Consider the following 17632-nt stretch of genomic DNA (forward strand, 5'->3'; position numbering starts at 1 on the left):
AATCAGCATTCGTGCTCATGAATTCTGACGAGTTTATGTAGCGTGCGGGCCTTGTTGCCTGCCACTTTGGTGGCTTTGTCCGGATCGCCAGCCACAAATTCCAGCGTCGGTGAGTAATAAAAAGGCAGCCAGCCACCGTAGCCATTCTCCCACTCCCAGCGAACCGGGCAGGGCCACAGAATGTCTTCATGCATGATGTAATAAGTCCATCGCCCATGCGGACGACGAGGTTTTAGTATTTTCATAAACGGGAGAACGGGCTCTTAAAAATCACTCAGGATATTCTGGCTCGCGTAGCGGAAGGTTTCAACCCTCTGACCGGAATGATGCTTATTTAAGCAGTTTTAAGCGGGATAATTTGCAATACTTTACCCCCAGAACATCGCCGCCCAGCGTAACAGCATCAGTGCGCCACAGATACACAGCAGTACTACGACCATTTTCCAGTGCTTGGTCATCATCCGTTTGGTTACCATTTCTCCTCCTGCAATCCGGACATTGAGTGCGCCATGTGCTGATCAACATAGTGGACAACATGTTCTTTCAGTTCAGGAACGGTCTGATCGGTGAGCCATTCAAACGCCATCAACAGTAAGGCTGCGATGGCAATAACTGACAAAAGTATAACGGCTTTATTGCGTACTTCCATGATTCCCATTGATTCTGAATTGCCTGATTTTTACTTTGCGAGAATAAGCCGCATCGGGAGCGGCTTCAGCATTCTGGTTCCGGAAAGGTTTAGAGATTATACCTTTTCGCCTGATTCGAAACTTTGATCCCGTTTCTGCTCCTCCGGCATTAGTGCTATTTCTTCATGACGGGCTCCCGGGCGGAAACCGTTCTTGCGGGCGCAAACGGCAATAATCAGCCCGGCGACGATAAGCAACTGCATGGCCCACGGAAAGACTGCAATGCCCGCGGTTTCCAGCAGGATCCCACCGGTTACCCCGCCACTGGCAATCGCCAGATTCCACGCCACGACCACCATCGATTGCGCCATATCGGCATGTTCACCGGTAGCGTCAGCAATCGCCGTTTGCAGCAAGGTTGCTGCACCACCAAACGTCAACCCCCACAGCGCGACACACAATGTCACGGTCAGCGGCGAAAAGCGGCTCAGCGCCAGCACGAGTGATAGCAGGGCAAAGGCTATCAGGCTGACCAGCAGGGTGCGCCGCAAATATTTATCCACCAGCATGCCGGTGATACCAATGCCTGCCAGCGCGCCGAGGCCGAAAACCAGCAATATCTGATCGGCCCGTGCATCAAGCCCGGACAGGCGCAGGAACGGCACGATGTAGGTATAAAGCAGGTTGTGCGCCAGCATCCACAGCAGGATCACCATCAGAATACTGCGCACGCCGGGCATCATCATTACCTGTCTTAAAGGCTGGCGTTCCCCTGCGGCCTGCCCCGGATAGTCCGGTACTTTTCTCACCACCCAGACAATCAGCAGCAATGTGATGGCGGACATCACGCCGAATGCCATGCGCCATCCGAGCGCGGAACCCATCCAGGTGCCCAGCGGAACGCCGACAGATAGCGCCAGAGGTGTGCCGACCATCGCCACCGACAACGCACGCCCTTGCTGATGCACCGGGACCATCCGCCGTGCATAACCGGCCAGTAACCCCCACGCCAGCCCTGCCGCCGCGCCGGCCACCCAGCGGGCGAAGAGCGTCAGGACATAATTCGTCGAGAAGGTGGTGAGGGTATTAAAAATCAGAAAGCCAAAGATTGCCGTCAGCAATGCAGTGCGGCGGTTCCAGCCCCGTGTCAGTGCCGCCAGCGGGATGACGGCCATCAGCGAACCGGCGGCATACAGCGTCACCAGTTGCCCGGCCATCGCCGGTGACACATTAAGATCCGCTGCAATTTGAGGTAGTAATCCGGCGGGCAAGGTTTCGGTCATGATGGCGATAAAGCCGGTCAGTGCCATCGCCAGTAAAGCTGAAAGTGGCAGGGGAGATTTCAAGGCAGGGGAATTCATGACTGCGCTCCATACACCGCATCGCGCAGTTCAGTGACGAACGCGCCTGACATGCCTTCATACAGGGTATTGGTCAAGGCAACGACGCTCAGTCCGGCGGTACGGTCAACGAACCAGGAATGACCGTAAGCCCCGCCCCAGCGCCACGTGCCGGTTGATTCCGGTGAAGCGGCAGCCTGCGGGTCACGTAATACCGAAAAACCTAAACCAAAGCCCAGACCCGGGGATTCCGGTAGTTCGGCTCCGCGAGTTTGATCCCGTCCCATTTCATCGACCAGCGCGGACGAGATCAACGGAGCGCCGCCAAGACGCAACATTTCCAGCATCTTCAGTACGTCAGCCGCGCTGCTGACCATACCCGCGCCGCCGGAAGGATAAGCCTGGGCATCGAGTGCGCGCGAAGGCGAGTATTCAATTCCCACGGTATTGTCGAAAGCGGCGACTTTTTCGCCTTCACGCAGACGATGGGGCTGTGGCACATCACTGACATACGGCGTAGCCAGCCGCGCCGGGTCATGTGCGAAGAAACCGGTGTCATGCATGCTCAGCGGGTCGGTCAGTTGCGTTTTTACCACTTCAGCGAGCGGTTGTTTGCAGACCTGTTCCAGTACTGCGCCCAGCACATCCACGGCCAGCGAATACCCCCACGACGTGCCCGGTGTATACAGCAAAGGCACATCCGATAAACGTCGCAGATTTTCCGCCAGCGAAATGCTGCTGCTGTCCATTCCGTCAGAAACCCCTGCGCGGGCATAGGGGCCGTTTTCGTCCGGCTCAAAAAAGCGGTAACTCAGCCCGGCGGTATGACTTAATAACTGCCGTACCGTGATGCGTGCCGGTTGTCCGTCTGGCAGGGTAGGGCGAAACTGCGGCAACCCTGTCTGAATATCGTCATCCAGCGCCAGCTTCCCCTGGGTGATCAGTGCCATTGCCACGGTGGACACAATCGGCTTGCTGACCGATGCCAGACGGAAAAGCGTATTTTCAGTCATCGGTTGGTGGCTTTCCCGGTCGGCAAAACCGGCAGCCTGGTGGTAAACCACCTCGCCGTGAAGGGCGACCATGACAACGGCACCGATCAGTCTTTGTGACTGAATAGCCTGAGCGATAACGCAATCAAGTCGGGATTTCAACGCAGTGGAATTCATGGGATATCTCAGCTTCAGAAAGTGTTAAATCACGATAGAGATCTCCTCAGTGAGGAAAAAGTAGGGTAGGTTTCCATAATATACGGACGATGATGTCCGTAATCGGGGGCAGTAATGGAAAATCTCAGTAGCCTGAATACCTTTGTACAGGTGGCAGAAACCCGCAGTTTTGTGGCAGCCGGGCGAATTTTAGGCGTATCGGCGTCGGCGGTGGGTAAAAGCATTGCGCGCATGGAGACCAGGCTGAATGTGCGGCTGTTTCACCGCAGCACCCGCAGCGTGACGCTGACCGTCGAAGGGACGCTGTTCCTCGAACGCTGCCGGCGCATCGTGGCGGAACTCGAGGCGGCAGAAAGCGAGCTGTCGCAACTGGCGGAAAGTCCGCGCGGCAGGTTGCGGCTGAGCTTGCCTCAGGTCAGCACGCTACTCTTGCCGGTGCTGGGCGAGTTTATGCGTCGTTATCCTGATATCGGGCTGGATCTGGATTTCACCGATCGCATCGTTGATGTGGTGGAAGAGGGGTTTGATGCCGTGGTGCGCACCGGCCAACTGGCTGATTCGCGATTGTCGATGCGCAAGCTGGGTACTTTTCATCATTTACTGGTCGGCGCGCCGGATTATTTTGAACAGTATGGTACACCTGCGAAGCCGCAGGAACTGGTTGAACACCGTTGTCTGCATTTTCGCTTTCCTAATAGCGGAAAGCTCGAACCATGGCCGCTGCCGGAATATCAGGATTTATCGCTGCCGGTATCGATGGTTTGCAATAATATTGAAACGCGCCAATGTTTTGCCCTGCAGGGGCTGGGCATCGCCTGTCTGCCTGATTTCAGTATCCGCAAGGAGCTGGCGGGCGGGCAACTGGTGACCGTGCTGGATGATTACGTGAAGCGCAGCGGTGATTTTTACATTTTATGGCCCTCCGGCGGTTATATGACGCCGAAGTTGCGGGTGTTTATTGATTTTCTCAGTGAACGGGTTTTCCCTGAAAATCCCGAGCTGGCGCTGCTATGTCCTCATTAAATCTGTTGTTAACTAAGGGAGTGTGTGATGAGTCATTCTGTCTTAATTGAACGCTTTTCTGCCGCCGATCAGCGCGGTGTGGTGGATGTGATTTTACCGATCCAGAATCAGGAATTTGGCATTGTCATCACCGAAGAACAGCAGCCTGATCTGCATGACATTCCGCAATTTTATCAGCGCGGCGCCGGGGATTTCTGGGTTGCCCGCTATGAAGGGAAAGTCGTGGGCACGCTGGGACTGAAAGATATCGGTAATGCGCAGACAGCACTGCGCAAAATGTTTGTCAGCGCGCCTTTTCGTGGCAGGGAGTACGGCGTGGCCACATTGTTACTCAACACGTTGCTGCATCATGCCCGGGAGAAAAATGTGAAAGATATTTTTCTCGGCACGACAGACAAGTTTCTGGCGGCGCATCGCTTTTATGAAAAGAACGGTTTTAAGGAAGTCACGGTGCCAGATCTGCCGCCAGCCTTCCCGCTGATGGCGGTAGACAGTAAATTTTACCGGCTAACCTTCTGATTTTTAATACTGTCAGTTTGCTGTCGTGTCCGTGTCAGGTTGCTGTCGTGTTGATTTCCGATCCTGCGTTGCATGCTGATTGGGTGTTCAACATTCACTCTACAGGTAAAAATTATGAATCAGAGCAAAATCAGGCAACTTCGCATTTCCCGTGCATGGTCTCAGGAACAACTGGCAGAACTTTCCTCACTGAGCGTGCGCACGGTGCAGCGTATCGAAAATGGTGAGCAGGCCAGCCTAGAAACCCTCGGCGCTATCGCAGCAGCCTTTGATATCAAGGTTTCTGAACTGACAGAAAACGATGCGAAAACGGGCAGTGCTTCAGGGCAGGCGCTTGACGACCAGATAGAAAAAGCCAGATATCAGGTAGCGGAAGAAAGCAGTTTTTATCGTTCCGTTCTGTTGTGGGCGGTGATCAACGCCGGTCTGTTCGCGATAAACCATTACACCTCGCCGGATTCAGTCTGGTTCGTCTGGCCCCTGTGTATCTGGGGCTGCATTGTGTTGTTGCGGGGGTTACGCATTTTTGTTTTTCGCGGATCGGTGGAGCGCTGGCAGAAGGCGCGTTTACAGAAGTTAATACGCAAGCTCTGATCCGGAAAAAATGCTACTAAAGCGCCCGTGTTAATCGTAAGCAAAACTGCCCTGACTGAGACATATCAAAACCCTTGCCGGACATACTGCTATCCTCTGTAATATTCAGGGTCATTAGCTCAACGGACAGAGAATGGATCAGCAGCGGCGGTTTGCATTTAATCTTAAGAGACTGATATTGCTTCTTGCACTGGTGAGTACGCTTGTCACCTTGCTCAGCAGTTATCTGGCAATTTTTCAGGTAGAGAAGAAGCTCCTTACCGAATCCTCCCTCAGGGCGAGTCAGTCGTTCGCCACACGACTGTCGCTGACGGCTGATTTGTTTTTCAATGCCGTAAACAAGCAGGTGGCCTATAGCGCCGATTTACTCGGCGAGCGGTTTAACAATGTTGATGCACTGACTGAAGAAGCCGATCGTTTGCAGTTGCAAAGTAAGCGCTTCAGCTCGGTGCTGGTGGTGGATACCACCGGCGTCGTGCGTGCGGCTTCACGAAACTCTGCGGCGATGGTCGGTTTAAAACTGGTGTCTGATGCCAATACCGCTGCGTTGAAAACGCAAAATCCGGTGCTCAGTTCCCCCTTTCTCACTCCACAGAATAATCACATCATTGTGCTTTCCTCACCCATCCGTAATGCGCGTGGCGGCTATCTCGGGTATCTGGCCACCGAAATTGACCTGAGCAAAGGCAGCATTGTGGATACGCTGATTAATGCCCGCAATTACCGTAAAGACGCCTATATCTATGTCATCGACCGTGAAGGCGACGTGTTGTATCGCGACGCGTCAGGCTGGAGTGAAAGCGCGCCACAGGGGCATGTGAACAAGGCACTTTTGGGCGGACGGGAGCAGGGTTTTTTGCGTATGGAAAACCTGCAAGGCGAAGAATCTCTGGCGGGTTTCTCTACGGTGGAGGTGGCGGGCTGGACGGTGCTGGTGCTGCATCCGGCGAAAGCCGATGTGATGCTGCTGTATCACGTAATGATGCAGGTTTTGCTCTACACGTTGCCGATTGTCATTCTGGTGTTCATCTGCATCTGGCTGCTGACGCGCTATATTTCGCGGCCGCTGCGACAGCTTGCCTCGAAGGCTGACACCATGGACTCACATGATGTCTCCGAGGAAATTCAGCAGATCAATGCCTGGTATTACGAAGCATCGAAGCTGAAAACGGTGATGTTGCAGGGGATCCGGTTGTTGCATCAGCGTATCGAACAACTGAGTACCGAAGCCCATACCGACCCGATGACCGGGCTGCTGAACCGGCGCGGTTTTTATGAGGCGGTGGATAAACAGCTAAAGGAATCGTCGCGCGTTGCAGTCATCACCCTCGATATCGATCACTTCAAAAAAGTAAACGACACTTTCGGACATGACGTGGGCGATAGGGTGATCACTCAACTGGCGCGCCATATTCTGAGTAATTCGCGGGAAGGCGATCTGCTGTGTCGCATGGGTGGCGAGGAATTTTTACTGCTGCTGCCCGGCGCGTCACTGACGCAGGCCACCGGGCTGGCCGAGCGTTTGCGCAAGCAGGTTGAAATGCAGCAGTTTGAGGGGGCCGGTCAGGTCACGATTTCAATCGGCGTTACCCTGTTCTATCCCGGAAAAGCCAATATTGACGGGGCATTGAAAACTGCGGATAAAGCGCTGTATCAGGCCAAAAATAAAGGGCGTAACTGCGTGGTGAATTTGTAGATTGGATGAGGCTAAACGGTCAGCCAGAAGGATGAGAAAAGGCTCAGGCATCGCGCCTGAGCTTTGACTTAGCGTGAACCCGGCAGCAGGGATTCAGTGCATTTGAAGACGTCTTCGCGGAATTTGCGTGAGGCATCATCCAGATCGGCCTGATTGGCGACATCTGCACGGTTGGCTTCCAGCGCCTGATTGACCGCGAGGGTGAACGCATTTTCCTGGCTGGCATTCAGCACATTCCCCACGCTGCCAAACAGCAGACGCATGGCGGAAATCTGCACCAGCAGCTCACGGTTTACGCGCTCAAGCTGGTCAACACGTTTGTTCAGGGTCTCGTCATTCATAGGTGTCTCCTTATTTAATTGCCGCACACCATAACAAAAGCACCGCAATGAAAAAACCGTCTTACGGCGGGCGGGTCTTTGTCTGGTGGATTAACGCACCATTTGCTGCATCTGACGGCTGAGTTGCATCAGTTGCGCATTCAGCGGAACCAGTTGTTGCTGGATGGCGTTGTATTTATCCAGTTGTTTCTGGTTGGCGAATTGCAGACGGTTGCCGGTGATGGTGACGTTTTTGCCCTGACTTTTGATGAAGTCGGCCTTCGCTACAATCAGGTTCAGCACCTGCGGCAATAAATCAAACACCTGCTCAGTGATGGCTGACGGTTTAACGATGGTTTTCTCATACACCTGATCGTAAACCTTCTTCAGGTCTTCCGGCTGTTTCAGCGCTGCATGCTGCGTATCGGCCTGGGTTTTCAGCAGCACGATTTTCTCTTTCCATCGTTCACTGCTGTCAGCCATTTTCTTCAGATCATCGCGCTGCTCAAGCAGGTTACTGACGCTGTTTACGCCGTTCATACCGGCAAAAACCGGCACCAGCGAAGAATCCAGTTCGATATTCATCTGATGATGAAAACCGGTGATAATCGCGTAATCTTTAGTGTAATCGCCAAACTCTTTTTTCTGCGCTTCGGTCAGTTGCGGGACGGCCAGCACGGGTTTATCGAGGATCCGCGACTGAAGAAAGTCTATAAAGGCTTTGCGTTGTGCGGGTTCTTTATCACCGCAGCCGCTGAGGACAATAATCATCAGCAACATCATAAAAGGGAGCAAAAATACGCGGTGTGAGGTCTGTAAGCGGGGCGCTGAGTGCATCATTTCCTTGTTCCTTTATCTCCATCATCAGAGCCTTAACCTTAACGCATAAAGATAATTTTTTGCTAGATCAGCATAGCTATCTTCGCTAACGTCACTCTCAGAGTCATTTATTCAGGGAATGTATCACTTTGAAGCATAAGTCATTTTCGATAAAAAAGTTTGCGCCGGTGCTGGCCATGATGATCCTCGCGGGGTGTACCTCGACGAAAAAAAGCGCAACGCCGGTGCAAAATCCGCATGACGTGAAAGCGGATATCGTGCGGCTGATGCCGACATCAGCCCCCGACAGAAAAGGTTGGGCGACCGATATTACCGCCGCTTTCACCACGCAGAACATTCCGGCAACCACCGAAAATATCTGTTCTGTGCTGGCGGTGGCGCAGCAGGAATCCAATTTCAACGCCGACGCACCGGTGCCGGGATTAAGCAAAATTGCGTGGAAAGAGATTGACCGGCGCGCCGATGCGGTTCATGTGCCCAATTTCCTGGTGCACACCGCGTTGTTGCTGAAATCCCCGAACGGCAAATCCTACAGCGAGCGGCTGGATAACGTAAAAACCGAGAAACAGCTGAGTGCGATTTTTGATGATTTCATTGATATGGTGCCGATGGGGCAGAAGCTGTTCGGCAATCTGAATCCGGTGCATACCGGCGGGCCGATGCAGGTCAGCATTGCGTTTGCCGAGCAAAACGCCAAAGGCTATCCGTATAAAGTTGAGGATTCAATCCGCAATGAAGTGTTTAGCCGCCGCGGCGGCGTGTATTTTGGCGTCAAACATCTGCTGGGGTATCCGGCGAATTACACTCAGCCGTTATACCGCTTTGCCGACTTTAATGCTGGCTGGTATGCCAGCCGCAACGCCGCATTCCAGAGTGCGGTAAGTAAAGTGTCAGGCATTCCGCTGGCACTGGACGGTGACCTGATTAACTACGGCACTGATAAACCGGGCGGCACAGAGCTGGCAGTACGCACACTGAGCAAACGTCTGGACATCAGCAATTCGGCCATCCGTAAGGCGCTGGAGAAGGGCGAACAACTGGAGTTTGAAGAGACCCGGCTCTACAAGCAGGTCTTCGCGCTGGCGGATAAAACCACCGGTAAAAGACAGCCACGGGAAATGCTACCGGGCATCACGCTGGAAAGTCCGAAGATTACCCGCAAGCTGACTACCGCGTGGTTTGCTAAGCGGGTAGACGGTCGTCGTGCGGATTGCATGAAAAGAGCGGGAGGATGATTCTTAAAGCCTGCCGGAACCGGGCAGGCTTTCTTATTATTTAATCGGGCTACAGCCGTTGTCACGGGCGGCCTGAGCGATATTTCCGGTTGGAATAAATCCGCCGGTAATATAATCCCGTTGAAATAAAAGCTTGCTTAATAAATCCGCCTGTGTGTAAATAGCGTCAACGGTTTGTGGTTAAGACCTATTTATGTAAGACATTTTAGTAAAGCAGTTCCTGGTTCAAGTGATATAGCAAATCCTTTCTCCGACGAATTTCCTTCTCTGATGCATCCATAAGTATTTCAAATAAAAACAGACCTATATTGCCCTATGGCATCATAAAATAAAAACGAAGAAGGTATTTTCTATGTCTAATAAAATGACTGGTTTAGTAAAATGGTTTGACGCTGGTAAAGGTTTCGGTTTCATCTCCCCTGCAGACGGCAGCAAAGACGTGTTCGTTCACTTCTCTGCAATCCAGAGCAATGATTTCAAAACCCTGGACGAAGGTCAGAACGTTGAGTTCACCATCGAAAATGGTCAGAAAGGCCCATCAGCGGGTAACGTTGTCGTTCTGTAATGTCGCCTGATATTGAAGGCAAACACTCTGCAATAGCGAAGATGGGTTAAACCCGGAGCAGCCAGAATAATTGTTTCAATATCGACATTATCAATGACAAAAATAAACCCTGGCCAACGCCGGGGTTTATTATATATAAGCTTCTGAATTTATTTCCGGGAGCCATAACAGAAAAGCCAGTTGGATTATTTCACCCGTTGTTTTTTCTGTTATGAAATGGCCGTGCTCAGGCCGCGCAATGTCGGAGTGTTCGATGGACGCTTGCGCCATAATATGACGGCCGGGAAAGCACCGGCAAATTCCCTTTATCCTTTGGACTGGCTCTGCGTTGGCTTCCTTCGCTCACCCGAATCACTTACATAAGTAAGCTCATCGGGATTCCTTCACTTGCCGCCTTCCTGCAACTCGAATTATTCGTGAATAAGCTTTGTGTTCAATCCCGATCCCAATCCAACCTCAATTGCTGCCTTTGCCGAAAAACAGGTAAAAAAAAGCCCGCACGCGGCGGGCAAAATAACAGGGTTCTACAGGGGTATTACACAGGGACATCACACAACATTTGATGGATTTAAGATATCAAACCTTGTGTATGGTTTTGTCATCGCCCGGTAAGGTTAATCCAGCAGATGTAAGCCTTATTTGTCCGCATAATGCGTAATCACCTGATCAATTTTGCTGTCCGCCAGCGCAATGCCCTTCTGTATCAGAGACTCAGAACCGATGCTTGCCAGCACGATAACCACGGCAACAATCATTAATCCTTTGTATGTCATGATGAATCCTTCCGCATAGCTTAATGAATGGCAGCATTATGCGACGATACGGCAAGTATCGCCACAGGAAGAGAAAGCAGAGGGAAAGGCGTTATGCGCCTAAATGGCCGACAGTGAAATACGTGACCAAACCAACGATCACCAGCAGCGCAATCGCAGAGGCAGTATAAAGAATGATGCGTTTAGGGCTGTAAAATGCCATGAAATGTCCTTATTTATCCGTCGTCGTTAACGCTGTTTACTCACAGAAGTTCCATCATCAGGGCCATCACATAACCGATCCCGACAGAGCCTCCTGCCATCATTAACCAAAAAGCAGTGGCCTTCATTTCACACTCCTTGTGCGGGACGAATTGTCCCAATCATTTGTTTCATGATGCAATTATAACAAACATATAATCCATATGGATAAATATGTGCTTTTATTTTAAGCAATGTGTCTGAGAAATCCCTTTCTGAACTGTGAAGCATCTCGCTAATCTGCCCAAAAGCAATGACGAAGCAGGGGAGATGATTGTGCTTATGCACATCGTTTAATGCATTGATAATATGCAGTAATAAGGCCAGTGAGTCCTTGCGGGTGATCAAAGCTTGGGCGACTGCACAATGGTAAATCCCGGTGTACACATCTTACTTAGTGTTGCAGTTGTTCATAATTTCAACGCTAAGGGAACACCATGAACGGTCATGAAAACAAAGCGGTACGCAGTGCAAACCGCAAATTCTTTGCCCGCACCATTCCGATGCTCATCCTGATGTTGATCATTAACCAAATCGACCGCACCAATGTCGGATTCATCAAGCATAGCCTGGAAACCGACGTAGGCATCAGCACGGCAGCGTTCGGTTTCGGTGCCGGGCTGTTCTTCGTCGGTTACGCGCTGTTTGAAATTCCCAGCAACATGCTGATGGACAAGTATGGCGCGCGTGTCTGGCTGACGCGCATCATGATCACCTGGGGTGCGGTGGTCTTTGCCATGGGCTTCGTCACCACACCGATGCAATTCTACGTGCTGCGGTTTCTGCTCGGTGTCGCTGAAGCCGGTTTCTTCCCGGGGATCCTGTTCTATTTCCGCAAATGGGTGCCGAATGTTTACCGCGGCCGTGCCACGGCTTTGATCCTCACCGGTTCAGCAGCCGCGTACTTGCTCTCCGGCCCGGTTACCGGTGGCCTGCTGGAATTGCATGACTTTATGGGATTGCCGGGCTGGCAGTGGGTGCTGTTTATCGAAGGTGCGCTGTCGGTGCTGGTAGGGATCGTGGCGGCATTCTTCCTGGTGTCGAAACCTGAAGAGGCAAAATGGCTGACTGCTGAAGAGAAACTTGCGCTGAGTAATGCGCTGAGCACGGAATCCAGTTCGCGTGATTTACATACGCAGGGTCAGTCGCGCTGGAAGCTGATCACTGACGGCAAAATGGCGTACCTGTGTTTCCTGTTCTTTGTGATGTGCATGACCGGTTACACGCTGGTGTTCTGGCAGCCGGAGATCATCGGCCGCATTCAGGGGCTTTCCCCCTTCCAGATCGGCATGCTGAATTCCGTTCCGTGGATTTGCGCCATTATCGCCATCAATATTCTTGGCCGCGTCAGCGACCGTTTCCGCGGCAGTCGCGAAACCATTCTGGCGCTGGCGTTGATTGTGGCTGCGATCGGCACCTGCCTGTGTACGGTCGGCAGTCCGTGGTTTGGTTTATTTGCGCTATGCGTGGTGTGTATCGGGACGAAATCCAGCGCGGTATTGTTCTGGCCGATCCCGCAAAGTCAGCTACCGTCATCCATCGTGGCGCCGGGGATTGCGCTGATCAATTCACTGGGCAATCTCGGCGGTTTCTTCGCACCGGCGGTGTTTGGTTATCTGCAACAAACCACCGGCAGCACCACTGCGGGTTTGTATATCCTCAGCGGAATTTCGGTTTTCGCCGCTATCACGCTGTTCTTCACCAAAACTCACCGCACGCCAACGCAACCTGAATATCACGCCCCGCAGGGAATGGAGCCAAAACGTCATGTCTGATACGCCTAAAATTGTCGAAATGCAGGTCATTCCGGTCGCCGGTTACGACAGCATGCTGCTGAACATTGCCGGTGCACATAACTGTTATTTCACCCGTATTTTGCTGGTGCTCAAAGACAGTGCCGGACATACCGGCGTGGGCGAAGCGCCCGCCACCGGCGTGGTGCTGAAGATCCTCAATGATGCCATCCCGCATATCGTCGGGCAGAAAATTGGCATCATGAATCAGCTGGTGAGCGATTTGCACAAACGGGATCTGGAGGAAAACCGTCAGCCGAAACCGGTGCTGCCGGGCTTCCGGCCGTGGGATCTCGAACGTCATCACAATGCCGTCGCGGTTCTGGAAACCGCACTGCTGGATCTGATGGGGCAGTTTCTCAATCAGCCGGTGGCGCAACTGCTCGGCCCCGGTAAACAGCGCGATGAAGTGCCGGTGCTCGGTTATCTGTTTTATATTGCCGACCGGCAGAAAACCGATCTGGATTATCAGCCAGGAAAGGCGCTGGCGGGGCAGCATCTGTGGTATCACCTGCGTCATCAGGAGGCCATGAGCCACGAAAAAGTGGTGCAACTGGCGGAAGCGGCACAGGATAAATACGGTTTTAAAGATTTCAAACTTAAAGGCGGCGTGCAGGCGGGTGAAGTCGAAATAGAAACGGTCAGGGCACTGAAAAAACGCTTCCCGCAGGCGCGTATTACTGTGGACCCGAATGCGTCCTGGTCGCTGGATCAGGCGATTTCGCTGTGCAAAAACATGCACGGGATTTTGTCTTACGTTGAAGATCCGTGTGGCGCGGAGCAGGGGTTTTCCGGACGTGAAACGCTGGCGGAATTTAAGCGCGCCACCGGATTACCGGTCGCGACCAATATGATTGCCAACGACTGGCGGCAGATGAGCCATGCGCTGCAACTGAATGCGATCGATATCCCGCTGGCTGATCCCCATTACTGGTCGATGCGCGGGGCGAATACCATCGGCACATTATGTAATGCGTGGGGGCTGACGCTTGGCTGTCATTCGAACAATCACTTTGATGTGTCGCTGGCGATGCTGGCGCATCTCGGGGCGGCCGCGCCCGGCGAGATCACGCCATTTGATACACACTGGATCTGGCAGGAGGGACAGCATCTGACCAAAAACCCGTTGCAGATTAAAGACGGTAAACTGGCGCTGAATGAACTGCCGGGGCTGGGCGTTGAACTGGATATGGATGCCGTCGGCATCGCCCATCAGCGTTACAACAACCTGCGGCACAAAGATCGCGATGATGCGATCGCCATGCAGTATCTGATCCGCGGCTGGGCGTTTGACGGCAAGCGCGCCACTTTGGTTCGCTGACGTCGGGCTGACTGGCGTGTGGTGACTTAAGCGAGTTTTATTTCAAATAATCGGTGCGGGCGTTCAGTTTGTTATGCGCGCTGGCATCGATAGTTGTGGAAGGTCTGGTGCTGCTTTCGCTGGCTTTACGGTTCAGTTCAGAAGCCACTTCCTGAGCGCTGGAAGGGTAAGCCTGAGCGAAACTGTTGAACGTAGTCATTGAGATCATCAGGCCAAAAAGAGCGAGGGTAATGCGTTTCATTTTGCAGGTGTCCGGTCTGTTCACATTTTGTCATAAGGGTACGTGATTCAGCGGCCGATTTTATATGCTTTCTTCATAAGAAACGGGAGCTAATTGTGCTCCCGTTCATCATTTATGCTGTGCTCAGCTGCTGTGTTACACGTGCTGGAGCGTATTATGCGCTTCTTCTGACTTATTCGGTAAGCGAATTGTGGCAGAAAGAACCAATGACACAATCAATAATACAGTGATGATGCTGAAGGTCACTGCGAAGCCACCGAACAGGGAAGCCACCAGTGAGGCAAAGATGCTGCCGATACCGAAGCCCAGATACAGCAGGCCGTAGTTTTTGGTCATGTTGTTCAGGCCGAAGAAGTCGCTGACCAGTGAAGGGTAAACGGTGATGGTTCCACCGAAGCTGAAAGCGACGCAGGCCACGGAGAGGAAGAACATCATTTCGTTCATCTGGGTGAACAGCATCATGCTCATACCGGCCAGCGACACAATCTGCGCGATAGAGATAACGCGGATACGCTGCATTTTGTCAGACAACACACCCAACACCAGGCGGCCGCTCAGGTTAGCAATCGCAATCACGGTTACGGCGTTGGCGGCGGTCAGCGCATCCAGTTTAACCAGGCTTTGACCGATATCTTTCGCCACACCAATCACATACAAACCACTCATGCAGGCGGTCAGGAACATCAGCGCCAGCATCCAGTATTGCGGTGCACGAATGGCTTCGGCCAGGGTGAAATCACGGCTGTCGTTGCTGTTATCGTTCAGGGTGTTTTCCTCACGGGTGACGGCTGATGTTTCCTGTTTCGGCGCATCTTTCATCATCAGTGCGCCGGCAATCACCATCACCATCGCCACACCACCCCAGATCATGAAAGTGTTTTGCAAACCTTCCGTCGCCAGCAGATGACCGCAGACGAATTTGAATAACAGACTGCCCAGCCCGTAAGCACCGATTGAACAGGCTGAAATCATGCCTTTACGCTCAGGGAACCATTTCACGCAGTTGGTGAGGGTCAGCAGGTAACCGGCACCGTCCGCCAGACCGACCAGCACGCCGGCGCTGATGTACAGCATGATCACGTTATCGGAATGGGCGGTCAGCGCGAAACCGGCGGCCATCAGTAAACCGGCGGCGATGGTGACGGCACGCACACCAAACCGTTCCTGAAGTTTACCCGCAACGGAAGAGGCGAGAGCCAGACACAGACTCAGGATACCGAACGTCAGCGCAACGCGGCTGATCGGTTCGCCGAGTTTTTCGGACAACTGACCGTTAAAGAGACTCCAGGTATAAACGGAACCCAGTGCAAGCTGAGTAAGAATGGTACCGGCCAGTGTCAGCCAGCGGGTACGGTTGTCGTTCTGCATGCCAGATTTGTCACTCATAGTGGGTTCTCCCGAGCGAAGTAGATTCAATTAACTGTGGCTATGATAAGTCCGCGGAATGGATGCGGATGATTTGTGGAGTGAGATGCATGAGTTGCGGAATGAAATGCATCCATGACGGCATGAGTCGCCATTTTCTGGCTAAAATCAGCTCAAAATTGGACTTAAAACACCGCTGCAGGCCTTGCGGGGCGCGGGTTTTAGTTGATCTGGATCACTAATCTGTTATTTAGTTTTTTCAGGCAGGGTTACAAAGGTTTCGTTGTGTCATTGGCTGCATCAGAAAGATTCTGACCGGGGGAGTTTTAAACGATTAATTATTAATAAGGTGAAAAAAACGAGCCGTTTGAGCTCGTTTTTGTTTCTGCGTTCCGGTCTACAAGGCCCCGGTATTCAGCGCGGCATTAATCGCGGCCGCGACGCCGGTCGGGTTTTCCCACATCATCGAGTGACCGGCTTGCGGCACAATGGCGGTCTGAACGCCATGTTGCGGCAAAACGGCGACATCCGGTTCTGGCAGTGAAAACTCACCAAACAACACCGTCGCAGGCATTTCAAGCTGATAAAGCTGTTCGCGCCATGATACCGTTTCCCCCTTTACCAGCCCGACCGCCTGACGGTGGATGGCCAGCGGCGAGGCGATGCTCATACATCCTGCCCAGATGTGATTATTCCCGCGTACGGCGACATCAATCAGATGTGTATGGCCCTCGCGCAGATATGCTTCTTCTGAATACTGAGTCACCGCGCGGCTGAAGGTGCCGCCGCCGGCATCCAGATTTGGCTCGGCGACAATCAGGCGCTGGATCAGGTCAGGGCGCTGCGCTGCCACCATAATGGCAATGCTGCCGCCCATGCTGTGACCGATTAAATTGACCTGTGGCACACCCAGGCTTTCCAGCCAGGCAATCACACAATCAGTATGCGCCCGGAGGCTGTAGCTGAAATCATCGGGTTTATCGCTGTAACCTGAACCGGCGAAATCCAGCAGCAGCGAGCGACGCGGGCGCAGGGAAGCATCTGTCGCCACCCGTGGAAAATCGCAGGAAGCTGCACAGCCGAGACCGTGTAAAAAGACCAGCGGCACACCCAGCCCTGGTAACTCGTGGAAACGTAACTGCATTTCCATACCGGGTACTTTGAACGATTTCATCTCAATCCTTTGTTAATCACTTAAGTGCAATCTGCGGATTATAGGCAGGATTTTTCTTAGCGGCAGTATAAAAAAGGGGTGAACACGCATCCGGGACTGGCGGCATCATCAATGATGGTGGATTCCCGTTAAGTCATTCAGCATGTGAATATTTTTTTTCCGGACTCTTTCTATCAGCCAGACAAGTGATAGCATGGAACCCTTGCTCACTTTATGGATTTATCTGATGGTCAGGTTAGGCAGTTTTGTGGCGGTTACCCTGGTGCTGGCGTCGTTTTCAGCATCTGCTGTCACTCAGTATCAATGTGTATTAACGCACCACACGCAGTCTGATGATGGCAACGATGTTTCTGAAGTCGTCAATAAAAACGCACAGGTCTATGATGCGGGTAATACGTTCAGCTTTTCTCCGGATGGCAGCAAAATGGTCACCAGCCCGGAACTGACGGACATCATCGGCAAAGACAATCAGCCCATGAAAGCCGGTGCACAAGATAACCTGATGTATATTCACGTAAAAGACAGTTTTGTTGTCGCCACGCAAACCGAAGGTTATGTTTACGGAGATTGCAAAGTGAATACCGCGAAGTAAAAATCCTGGCCACAGCATTTTCTGAATCCGGGCGTTACGTCTGTCCGCAACGCCCTGCAATAAATAGAAACACTCCTGCCAGTTCATTAGCACACTTCTTATAGTCGCCTGTTGCACGACGGGCTATCCTTGCGCACTTTTCCGGTCCCCACTTTTTTTCATTTTCGCCCGCTTCAAGAAGCAGACAAAAAAGGTATTTGCCC

At 52.4% G+C, this 17632-nt stretch carries 20 protein-coding genes; 9 read left to right on the forward strand and 11 right to left on the reverse strand.

Annotation, left to right across the window (positions count from 1 at the left end):
• Positions 1–2: 2 nt before the first annotated feature.
• From LC431_RS08605 to LC431_RS08625, 5 genes are all read right to left on the reverse strand, one after another.
• Positions 3–194, reverse strand: a complete 192-nt coding sequence (locus LC431_RS08605) for a hypothetical protein (RefSeq protein WP_013574325.1) — start codon at positions 192–194, stop codon at positions 3–5.
• A 174-nt stretch (positions 195–368) separates the two neighbouring features.
• Positions 369–476 carry a small membrane protein YniD gene (gene yniD / locus LC431_RS08610; protein ID WP_223509703.1) on the reverse strand — a complete coding sequence of 36 codons (108 nt, stop codon included), beginning with the start codon at positions 474–476 and terminating at the stop codon, positions 369–371.
• On the reverse strand, positions 470–649 hold the full coding sequence (locus LC431_RS08615; RefSeq protein WP_223509705.1) for a hypothetical protein: 180 nt from the start codon (positions 647–649) through the stop codon (positions 470–472). The genes yniD and LC431_RS08615 overlap by 7 nt, the downstream gene beginning before the upstream one ends.
• Positions 650–745: 96 nt before the next feature.
• The gene (locus tag LC431_RS08620) at positions 746–1990 is read right to left on the reverse strand and encodes an MFS transporter (RefSeq protein WP_223509707.1); all 1245 of its coding nucleotides are present in this window, start codon (positions 1988–1990) and stop codon (positions 746–748) included.
• Positions 1987–3138 (reverse strand): serine hydrolase, encoded by a 1152-nt coding sequence (locus LC431_RS08625; protein WP_037036440.1) that lies wholly within the window; start codon positions 3136–3138, stop codon positions 1987–1989. The genes LC431_RS08620 and LC431_RS08625 overlap by 4 nt, the downstream gene beginning before the upstream one ends.
• A gap of 114 nt (positions 3139–3252) precedes the next feature.
• Here LC431_RS08625 and LC431_RS08630 point away from each other — a divergent pair, with 114 nt between their 5' ends.
• The 4 genes from LC431_RS08630 (at position 3253) to LC431_RS08645 (ending at position 6970) form a co-directional block, all read left to right on the forward strand.
• A complete protein-coding gene (locus LC431_RS08630; RefSeq protein WP_013574330.1) occupies positions 3253–4161 on the forward strand; it encodes a LysR family transcriptional regulator in 909 nt (302 codons plus the stop codon).
• A gap of 27 nt (positions 4162–4188) precedes the next feature.
• Positions 4189–4680, forward strand: a complete 492-nt coding sequence (locus LC431_RS08635) for a GNAT family N-acetyltransferase (RefSeq protein WP_013574331.1) — start codon at positions 4189–4191, stop codon at positions 4678–4680.
• Positions 4681–4794: 114 nt separating this feature from the next.
• Positions 4795–5274 (forward strand): 2TM domain-containing protein, encoded by a 480-nt coding sequence (locus LC431_RS08640; protein WP_131638686.1) that lies wholly within the window; start codon positions 4795–4797, stop codon positions 5272–5274.
• A gap of 133 nt (positions 5275–5407) precedes the next feature.
• Positions 5408–6970, forward strand: a complete 1563-nt coding sequence (locus LC431_RS08645; RefSeq protein WP_223509709.1) for a sensor domain-containing diguanylate cyclase — start codon at positions 5408–5410, stop codon at positions 6968–6970.
• Between the two features lie 68 nt (positions 6971–7038).
• On the opposite strand, the gene LC431_RS08650 is transcribed toward LC431_RS08645, so the two are convergent.
• Positions 7039–7311, reverse strand: a complete 273-nt coding sequence (locus LC431_RS08650; RefSeq protein WP_015689466.1) for a hypothetical protein — start codon at positions 7309–7311, stop codon at positions 7039–7041.
• A 90-nt stretch (positions 7312–7401) separates the two neighbouring features.
• A complete protein-coding gene (locus tag LC431_RS08655; RefSeq protein ID WP_112151300.1) occupies positions 7402–8130 on the reverse strand; it encodes a DUF3053 domain-containing protein in 729 nt (242 codons plus the stop codon).
• A gap of 176 nt (positions 8131–8306) precedes the next feature.
• Here LC431_RS08655 and LC431_RS08660 point away from each other — a divergent pair, with 176 nt between their 5' ends.
• Positions 8307–9365, forward strand: coding sequence for a DUF1615 domain-containing protein (locus LC431_RS08660; RefSeq protein ID WP_051931124.1), 1059 nt, complete (start codon positions 8307–8309; stop codon positions 9363–9365).
• 352 nt (positions 9366–9717) lie between these two features.
• Entirely contained in the window at positions 9718–9930 is a 213-nt protein-coding gene (gene cspA / locus LC431_RS08665) for an RNA chaperone/antiterminator CspA (protein WP_013574336.1), read from the forward strand.
• A gap of 635 nt (positions 9931–10565) precedes the next feature.
• Here the strand turns inward: cspA and LC431_RS08670 are convergent.
• A complete protein-coding gene (locus LC431_RS08670; protein ID WP_013574337.1) occupies positions 10566–10703 on the reverse strand; it encodes a hypothetical protein in 138 nt (45 codons plus the stop codon).
• Between the two features lie 677 nt (positions 10704–11380).
• On the opposite strand from LC431_RS08670, the gene LC431_RS08675 reads away from it, so the two are divergent.
• Both LC431_RS08675 and LC431_RS08680 read left to right on the forward strand, forming a co-directional pair.
• Positions 11381–12718: an MFS transporter gene (locus LC431_RS08675; protein WP_013574339.1), complete on the forward strand. Its 1338-nt coding sequence runs from the start codon at positions 11381–11383 to the stop codon at positions 12716–12718.
• The gene (locus tag LC431_RS08680; protein WP_153374826.1) at positions 12711–14057 is read left to right on the forward strand and encodes an enolase C-terminal domain-like protein; all 1347 of its coding nucleotides are present in this window, start codon (positions 12711–12713) and stop codon (positions 14055–14057) included. Before LC431_RS08675 ends, LC431_RS08680 begins: the two co-directional genes overlap by 8 nt.
• Positions 14058–14094: 37 nt before the next feature.
• On the opposite strand, the gene LC431_RS08685 is transcribed toward LC431_RS08680, so the two are convergent.
• The 3 genes from LC431_RS08685 to LC431_RS08695 form a co-directional block, all read right to left on the reverse strand.
• Positions 14095–14298, reverse strand: coding sequence for a hypothetical protein (locus LC431_RS08685; RefSeq protein ID WP_013574341.1), 204 nt, complete (start codon positions 14296–14298; stop codon positions 14095–14097).
• A 135-nt stretch (positions 14299–14433) separates the two neighbouring features.
• Positions 14434–15684 (reverse strand): OFA family MFS transporter, encoded by a 1251-nt coding sequence (locus LC431_RS08690; RefSeq protein WP_013574342.1) that lies wholly within the window; start codon positions 15682–15684, stop codon positions 14434–14436.
• Between the two features lie 376 nt (positions 15685–16060).
• Positions 16061–16837, reverse strand: a complete 777-nt coding sequence (locus tag LC431_RS08695; RefSeq protein WP_013574343.1) for an alpha/beta fold hydrolase — start codon at positions 16835–16837, stop codon at positions 16061–16063.
• A 193-nt stretch (positions 16838–17030) separates the two neighbouring features.
• Here LC431_RS08695 and LC431_RS08700 point away from each other — a divergent pair, with 193 nt between their 5' ends.
• Complete coding sequence (locus LC431_RS08700; RefSeq protein WP_015689469.1) at positions 17031–17429, forward strand: hypothetical protein; 399 nt, start codon at positions 17031–17033, stop codon at positions 17427–17429.
• The last annotated feature ends 203 nt before the right edge of the window (positions 17430–17632 follow it).

The organism is Rahnella sp. GSA61A (assembly GCF_019969905.1).
Lineage (GTDB): Bacteria > Pseudomonadota > Gammaproteobacteria > Enterobacterales > Enterobacteriaceae > Rahnella > Rahnella aceris.